Source organism: Burkholderia sp. APQ4-4ca (assembly GCF_057837105.1).
This window is the reverse complement of sequence record NZ_JBYQCG010000101.1, coordinates 22,538-29,550: the sequence shown is the minus strand read 5'-3', so window position 1 is coordinate 29,550 and position 7,013 is coordinate 22,538. Positions and strand designations below refer to the sequence as shown.

The window sequence follows — 7,013 nt, the reverse complement described above, 5'->3', positions numbered from 1 at the left end:
CATCTTGCGATCGTGCGCGACGTGGCGCAGGTGCGGCAGGTAGCGCCACACGAAGATCAACGACAGGATGCCGATCGGCAGGTTCACGTAGAACACCGAACGCCAGCCGAACGACTGGGTCAGGAAGCCGCCGAGCGACGGCCCGACCGCGTTCGCGATGCCGAACGCGGAGCTCATCAGCACCTGCCAGCGCAGCCGCACGACGGAATCGGGGAACAGATCGGGAATGCACGCGAACGCGGTGCCGACCAGCATCCCGCCGCCGATCCCCTGCAGCCCGCGCGCGAGCACGAGGGTCAGCATGTCGTTGGCCATTCCGCACAGCACCGATGCGCCGGTGAACACGACGATCGACACGATCACGAACGGCTTGCGGCCGTAATAGTCGCCGAGGCGGCCGAAAATCGGCACCGTGATCACGGAACTGAGCAGGTAGGAGGTCGCGACCCACGCGTACAGGTCGAAACCGCGGAGTTCGGCGACGATGGTCGGCAGCGCGGTGCCGACGACCGTCTGGTCCAGCGCGACCAGCATGGTGACGAACGAGATCCCGATCATCGCGAGCAGCGATTCGCGGAACGGCAGGACTTGCCCGCTCGAATGGTGGGCGGCAGTATGAACGGCCATTTTTTGTCGACGCAACTTTTGCCGGGTCAAATAATCTCAAAATTCTAGCATGCCGGAGTAATCTAGGCTGGCGAGGGTTCAGCGCCCGTTCACGCCAAGGAGAAAGATGGAACCGATTTCAATCACCCCCGCGACGGCGCTGTCGGCCGACGATCGGGACGCGCTGCGCCGCGCGAAGCAGGTGCTGGAAAGCCCGTCGCTGACGATGAAGCTGACGGGCGTGCTCGGCGCGCCGGTCGAGAAAATGATCGCGCGGCTGCCGGACTTCGCGACCGGCAAGATCAACGATGCGACCCAGCTCGCGCTGCGCAAGTGCCTGAACATCGCGCTGCGCACGCTGGGCAAGCCGCAGGCGCCGGACGCCGAACCCGAGAAGCCGAGCAACCTGCTGCACAAGCTCGCGGTCGCGACGACCGGCGCGGCGGGCGGCGCGTTCGGCTTTCTCGCGCTGCCGGTCGAGCTGCCGGTGACGACCACGCTGATCTTCCGCTCGGTATGCGACATCGCGCGCAGCGAAGGCGAGGACCTGACGTCGGTCGATACGCAGCTGCAATGCCTGGCCGTGCTCGGCATGGGCGGCAACCCGGACAAGCAGGAGGAGGACGCCGATCTCGGCTATTTCGTGCTGCGCGGCGCGCTCGCGCAGGCGATCTCGAAGGCGTCGTCGGACATCACGGCCAAAGGCATCGCCGCGCACAGCTCGGCGGCCGTGTTCAAGCTCGTGCAGACGGTGGCGTCGCGCTTCTCGGTGCAAGTGACCGAGCAGATGGCCGCGAAGTCGATCCCGGCGATCGGCGCCGTGCTCGGCGCGACCGTCAACACGCTGTTCATCGACCACTTCCAGCAGATGGCGCACGGCCACTTCACCGTGCGCCGGCTCGAACGCAAGTACGGTTCGGTGGCCGTCAAGGCCGCCTATCAGGCGATCGACGCCTCGCCCGCACGCTGAACCGCGCGCTCGACCGCGACGCGGCGCACGAACGCGGCCGCGCGGTCGAGCGCGTCGCGTGCTTCCGGCACCATGGGTGCGTACAACTGCCATACGTGCGGCATGTCGGGCCACACCTCGATGTCCACCTGAACGCCGGCCGCCTTCGCCTTCTCGGCGACGCGGCGCGAATCGTCGAGCAGCACCTCGGTGCTGCCGACCTGGATGTATAGCGGCGGCAGGCCCGTGAAATCCGCGTAGAGCGGCGATGCGTACGGATGCGTCGCCGGCGCGTCGCCGAGATACAGCTTCGCGGCCTTCGGCAGCGCCGCGGCCGCGAACATCGGATCGCGGCCGTCGTTGCCGCGCATCGTGTCGCCGGTGCCGGCGAGGTCCGTCCACGGCGAGAACAGGATCGCGCCGGCCGGCAGCGGCTCGCCGCGGTCGCGCAGCGCGACGAGCGTCGCGAGTGCGAGGCCGCCGCCCGCCGAATCGCCGCCGAACACGATCGACTCGGGCGGCGTGCCGAGCGCCAGCAGTTCGTGGTACGCGGCGAGCGCATCGTCGAGTGCGGCCGGGAAGCGGTTTTCGGGCGCGAGCCGGTAGTCGAGCGAGAAGGAACGCACGCCCGCGCGCTTCGTCAGCCCGAACACCAGCGGGCGGTGGGTTTTCGTCGAACAGAAGTAGTAGCCGCCGCCATGGAAATACAGCAGCGTGCGGCCGGGCCCGCGCGCGGCGCCCGAGTCGGCGCGCTCGAGCCATTCGCCGCGCAGCGGTGCGTCGCCCGGGCCGTAGCACTGGCGCAGCCGGTAGCCCGACGGCGGGCGGCGCGGCACGATCATCCGCAGGTCGGTAAAGCGCCGGGCACGCGCGGGGTCGAGCACCTCGCGCGTGGTTTCCGGACGAAACTGCCAGCGCAGCAGCCAGCAGGCGAACTTGCTTTGCCAACTCATCGGACGCACTCCGTCATCAGAATGTGACGATGGTACGGGCGAACGCTCGCGCGTCGCTCGACAAGTGCCTCTACATCAAACGCTGGCGCTCAGTTCGCCGGCATCACCTGGCCGCGGATCTCGCCGGACGGGTGCTCCTTCGTATGGATATTGAAGTACCACTTGCCGCCCATCAGGTCGGTGACCTGCTCGTCGGTGAGCGCCTTCGAACCCTTGATGGGGCTCGCCAGCTCGTCCTTCGGAATCGGCACCTGCACGCCGGCGTTCTGGCCGACCGGCGCGGGCCCGTGGAAATGCGCGGCCGTGGCCGGCCCGGTGAGGTGCGCGTAAGTGACCGTCCACTGCAGCGTATGGGTGGCCGTATCGTAAGTGGCGTCGACGGCGCCCGAACCCTGGGTCGCCGTCGGCGGCACTTCGCTCGACGGCTGCAGACTGGCGGACAGGCGCACCGTTTCGGCAGCGGCGCTGCCGGCGGCCAGCACGCCCGCCAACAACGCAACCTGGAGCAAACGCAGCTTGAGCATGGAGTCTCCTTGTACGACGTGGTACGCCGCCGGAACGGGGGCGCTACGCATGATGGTAGTCGATCGCCGTCGCGCCGGCAGTCCGCCGAACGGCCATGCCGCGAATCGCCGCCCCGCCCGTCGGCGCGCCGCACGTGGCCGGCGATCCGGCGCGACGCCGCGCGCTCCGGTCTGCGTCAGTCTGGAACAGACCTTTGCAGCCTGATGGCTGAATCCAGGCGCGGCGTTTCGCTACACTTCGTTCCACAGTTGCTTGTTTCCTTCGTCCGAAGGAGTCTGCGAGTATTCACGCGGCCACCCGGCCGCGTTTTTTTTGCATGCGCCGCGCGTCACGCGCGGTAACCCGGATCGATCCGGTCGACGATCCGCTGCAGCGCGTCGAACGCGTCCTGCCCCGCGCCATGCTTCGGATCGAAATTCAGCGAATCGCGCACGCACCCTTCGAGCACGGGCGGCGCAATCGGCAGCGCATCGCCGATCGCATGCGTCGCGACCTGTACCTCGCATGCACGGTTGAGCAGCCACATCAGCGCAAAGGTCTGCGCGAGCGTCGCGCCGATCGTCACGGGCCCGTGGTTGCGCAGCAGCAGCACGGGGCGCCCGCCCGCGCTGTCGACGATGCGCCGGCCTTCCTCGAGATGCACGGTGATGCCTTCGAAGTCGTGATACGCGATCTTCCCGTACAACTGCGCCGAATAGAAATTCGAGAACGACAGCCCGTCGCGCGAGCAGCATACGGCCATCGTCGGCGTGGTGTGCACGTGCATCACGCAGTGCGCATCGGGCAGCGCCGCATGGATCGCGCTGTGGAACGTGAAGCCGGCCGGATTGATCGGCCAGTCGGAATGGCCGATCACGTTGCCGTCGATGTCGATCTTCACGAGGTTCGACGCGCACACCTCGCGGTAATGGAGCCCGAACGGGTTGATCAGGAAATGGCCGTCCTCGCCCGGCACGCGCAGCGAGATATGGTTGTAGATCAGCTCGGTCCAGCCGAGATGATCGAAGATCCGGTAGGCGGCCGCGAGCTGCACCCGCGCCTGCCATTCGGCTTCGGAGAAGCGCGCGGGGCGCGTGAACGGCTGGTTCGGTACACGTTGCATGGGGAACTCCGGTTGTGGCGGCGAGCGGCGAGCGGCGCTGCGCATCGCCCATCGCCTGCCGGCGCCGCAAGCGATGCATGCGCCGCGTATGCGCCGCATGTGCGGCGCGTCGTTCCGGCCCGCATTGCGCGAGCGCTCCGCCGGCGCCCTTCACGATAGGCATATCGTTGCGCGCACAACCATATCACCTTTCGCCGCGCACCGGTATCGCGGGTTTCGCCGGAGCTGTTCCCGCCCTTACAACTGGTCGTCGACCGGCAGCAGCGTGAAGATGCCGGTCATTACGTTGCGCAGCAGTCCCGCATGCGGGTCGACGTGATAGGTGGTGGTCTGACCGTCGTCGGTGCCCGTCCATTCGAGCGCGGGCGGGCTGCCGTCGGCCCGCTTGGCGAGCGTCACGCGGTAGCTTTCGTCCGGCTGCGTCACGCGCGCGAAGATCGCCGCGGCCTGCTGCGCGAGCACCGGGCTGTGGATCACGAGCGCGAGCTCGGTGTTCAGGTACGCGGAACGCGGGTCGAGGTTCAGCGAGCCGATCACGAGGATTTGCCGGTCGATCACGTACGCTTTCGCATGCAGGCTCGCGCGCGAGCGCGACCCGAACAGCCGCGCGGGCTGCTGGTCCGGCTGCGATTTGAATTCGTACAGCTCGACGCCGCGCTGCAGCAACGGCACGCGGTATGGTGCATAGCCGGCCTGCACCGCGACCGCGTCGGTCGCCGCGAGCGAATTCGTGACGATCGCGACGCGCACGCCGCGCGCGGCCGTGTCGCCGAGGATCTTCACGCCGGCGTCGTGCGGCACGAAGTACGGCGAAAACGCGAGGAATTCCTTCTGCGCGCCGCGCGTCAGCTCGGCCAGGCGCTGCATCGGCGGGCTCACGTACGTGCCGGTCGGCCGCGCGACCTTGGTCGGCGCATCGACCTTGAATTCGGCCGGCGCCCACACGAGTTCGAGTTCGGCGCGCGCGATCTGCCGGGCGAGCGGCGTCGCGTTCAGCGGCTTCGCGTTGTACGGATCGGCGTTCTTGCGCCAGTGCTCGCGCAGCTCGTCGCGCATCGCGTCGAGATCCTTAGGATCGAACTTCTGATGATTGAGCACGCGCAACGGATAGCTGCTCGCGCTCGCCCAGTAGTCGTCGAAGCTCTTCGAGATGTCGTGGGTCACGGGGCCGGCCGCCAGCACGTCGAGATCGCGGAACTGGAGCGTCGGGCTCGCACTGAAATATTCGTCGCCGAGATTGCGGCCGCCGACGATCGCGAGCTGGTTGTCCGTGATCATCGCCTTGTTGTGCATCCGGCGCGTGAAGCTGTCGATCCGCGTGAAGAAGTTGGCCGTGCGCTCGACCACCCCGCGCTGCGACGCGCCGAACGGATTGAACACGCGGATCTCGATGTTCCGGTGCGTATTGAGCGCAGCCATCACGCGGTCGATATCGTCGAAGTTCAGGTCGTCGACCAGCATCCGCACGCGCACGCCGCGATCGGCCGCGTACAGCGCCGCGCCGAGCAGCAGCTTGCCGGTCGTGTCCTCGGTCGCGATGTAGTACTGCATGTCGAGCGTCTTCGTCGCCGCCCGCGCGAGCGCGATGCGCATCTGCAGTGCGGTGGCGCCGTCGGCCAGCAGCCGGAAGCCCGACTGCCCCGGATGCGCGGCTTCCGGCGCGGCCAGTGCGTCGCGCAGCGGTGTCGCGGTATCGGCCGGCAACGCGTGGGAGACGGGGCGATCGAGCGAGGTGGCAGGCGGATGCGTCGCGCACGCGGCGAGCGGCAGCAGTGCGCAGACGACCAGCGCGCGGGCCTGGCGGCATGCGGCGCGCCACGGCGGCACGGCCGGTGCGCGCCGGATCAGGGACCTGAGCACGAAAGCTTCCTCGACAGTCGGATCAATGGGCACGTCATCGCCGCGGCGCGCGGCTGACAGGCGGTTGCGGTCGATTCTAGTGGGCGCCCGACGAACCGGTCAATTAGGCGGGGCCGCATGCCGCGCCGAGCAGCCACGCGCGCCGTGCGGCGCGGCGTCTCGTCCGCGACGGCCGCCGCGCAAGCCATCGCAGCCGCTGGTCCGACCAATCTCACGACGCGTCGCCGCTGCGCTCGAAATGGCTGCGCACGTAGTCGATATGCGTCTGCATCGCGGTGCGCGCCTCCTCGGGGCGGTGCGCGCAAATCGCGTCGCATACCACCCGGTGCTGCAACAGGAGCAACTCGGATGCCTGCTCGTCCCCCATCGTCATCCCGGCCACGTTGATCGAAATGTGCTCGCGCAACATCCCGATCACGCTCGTATGCAGATGCAGGAACATCGTGTTGTGCGACGCGAGCGCGATCGCCTCGTGCAATTTCGCATCGGTCGCGGCTTCGACGGCCGCGTCATCGTTCGCGTGCGCGGTTTCGAGCTCGCGCAGCAGCGCGCGAATCCGGCGCCGGTCGTTCGCATCGGCCCGCAGCGCGGCGAAATAGGCGGTCGCGCCTTCCAGCACGCGGCGGAATTCGAGGATGTCGTCGCGCAGCGCCGGATGATCGGCGACCAGTTGGCCCCATGGCGACGCGATGCCGGCGCGCAACTGGTCGGTCACGTAGACGCCCGCGCCGCGCCGGCTCTGCAGCAGCCCGCGCGCGACGAGCCGCTGGGTCGCCTCGCGCACCGTATTGCGCGCGACGCCGTACTGCAGCGCGAGCACGCGCTCGGCCGGCAGCCGCGCGCCGGCCGGCCACGTGCCGTCGAGCAGCGCCGTCTCGATCTTGCGCATCACCACTTCGGTCCGGCCCCGTGCCGTCATCGCCGCCATCGTCGCGTCTCCCCGCGGAATGCGTGCCGCGCCGATTGGCCCAACCAATTTGAGCTTCGGCGCGGACGCGGCAATTATGCAGCGAAATCG

7 protein-coding genes are annotated in these 7,013 nt (G+C 68.4%); 1 reads left to right on the top strand and 6 read right to left on the bottom strand.

The genetic code is table 11. The features are described 5' to 3' along the window. Window positions 1–627, bottom strand: a 627-nt coding sequence (locus tag AC3IFE_RS12300) for an MFS transporter (protein ID WP_489190703.1), incomplete at its 3' end; no start/stop codon positions are given. 106 nt (window positions 628–733) lie between these two features. On the opposite strand from AC3IFE_RS12300, the gene AC3IFE_RS12295 reads away from it, so the two are divergent. Continuing rightward, window positions 734–1,576 (top strand): EcsC family protein, encoded by an 843-nt coding sequence (locus AC3IFE_RS12295; RefSeq protein ID WP_089468429.1) that lies wholly within the window; start codon window positions 734–736, stop codon window positions 1,574–1,576. Here the strand turns inward: AC3IFE_RS12295 and AC3IFE_RS12290 are convergent. From AC3IFE_RS12290 to AC3IFE_RS12270, 5 genes are all read right to left on the bottom strand, one after another. Beyond that, window positions 1,546–2,508 (bottom strand): alpha/beta hydrolase, encoded by a 963-nt coding sequence (locus AC3IFE_RS12290; protein ID WP_489190702.1) that lies wholly within the window; start codon window positions 2,506–2,508, stop codon window positions 1,546–1,548. The genes AC3IFE_RS12295 and AC3IFE_RS12290 overlap by 31 nt on opposite strands. Window positions 2,509–2,597: 89 nt before the next feature. Further along, window positions 2,598–3,032 carry a CHRD domain-containing protein gene (locus AC3IFE_RS12285; RefSeq protein WP_301740232.1) on the bottom strand — a complete coding sequence of 145 codons (435 nt, stop codon included), beginning with the start codon at window positions 3,030–3,032 and terminating at the stop codon, window positions 2,598–2,600. Window positions 3,033–3,361: 329 nt separating this feature from the next. After that, window positions 3,362–4,135, bottom strand: coding sequence for a class II aldolase/adducin family protein (locus AC3IFE_RS12280; RefSeq protein ID WP_089468432.1), 774 nt, complete (start codon window positions 4,133–4,135; stop codon window positions 3,362–3,364). Between the two features lie 237 nt (window positions 4,136–4,372). Next, window positions 4,373–5,995, bottom strand: coding sequence for a phospholipase D family protein (locus AC3IFE_RS12275; protein ID WP_489190701.1), 1,623 nt, complete (start codon window positions 5,993–5,995; stop codon window positions 4,373–4,375). Window positions 5,996–6,206: 211 nt separating this feature from the next. Next, entirely contained in the window at window positions 6,207–6,923 is a 717-nt protein-coding gene (locus AC3IFE_RS12270) for a FadR/GntR family transcriptional regulator (protein ID WP_089468434.1), read from the bottom strand. Between the last annotated feature and the right edge of the window lie 90 nt (window positions 6,924–7,013).

Bases quoted from the DNA above. Each gene is read 5' to 3' on its own strand.
- AC3IFE_RS12295 (WP_089468429.1), top strand. From the start codon at position 734: ATGGAACCGATTTCAATCACCCCCGCGACGGCGCTGTCGGCCGACGAT.
- AC3IFE_RS12290 (WP_489190702.1), bottom strand. From the start codon at position 2,508: ATGAGTTGGCAAAGCAAGTTCGCCTGCTGGCTGCTGCGCTGGCAGTTT.
- AC3IFE_RS12285 (WP_301740232.1), bottom strand. From the start codon at position 3,032: ATGCTCAAGCTGCGTTTGCTCCAGGTTGCGTTGTTGGCGGGCGTGCTG.
- AC3IFE_RS12270 (WP_089468434.1), bottom strand. From the start codon at position 6,923: ATGGCGGCGATGACGGCACGGGGCCGGACCGAAGTGGTGATGCGCAAG.
- AC3IFE_RS12280 (WP_089468432.1), bottom strand. From the start codon at position 4,135: ATGCAACGTGTACCGAACCAGCCGTTCACGCGCCCCGCGCGCTTCTCC.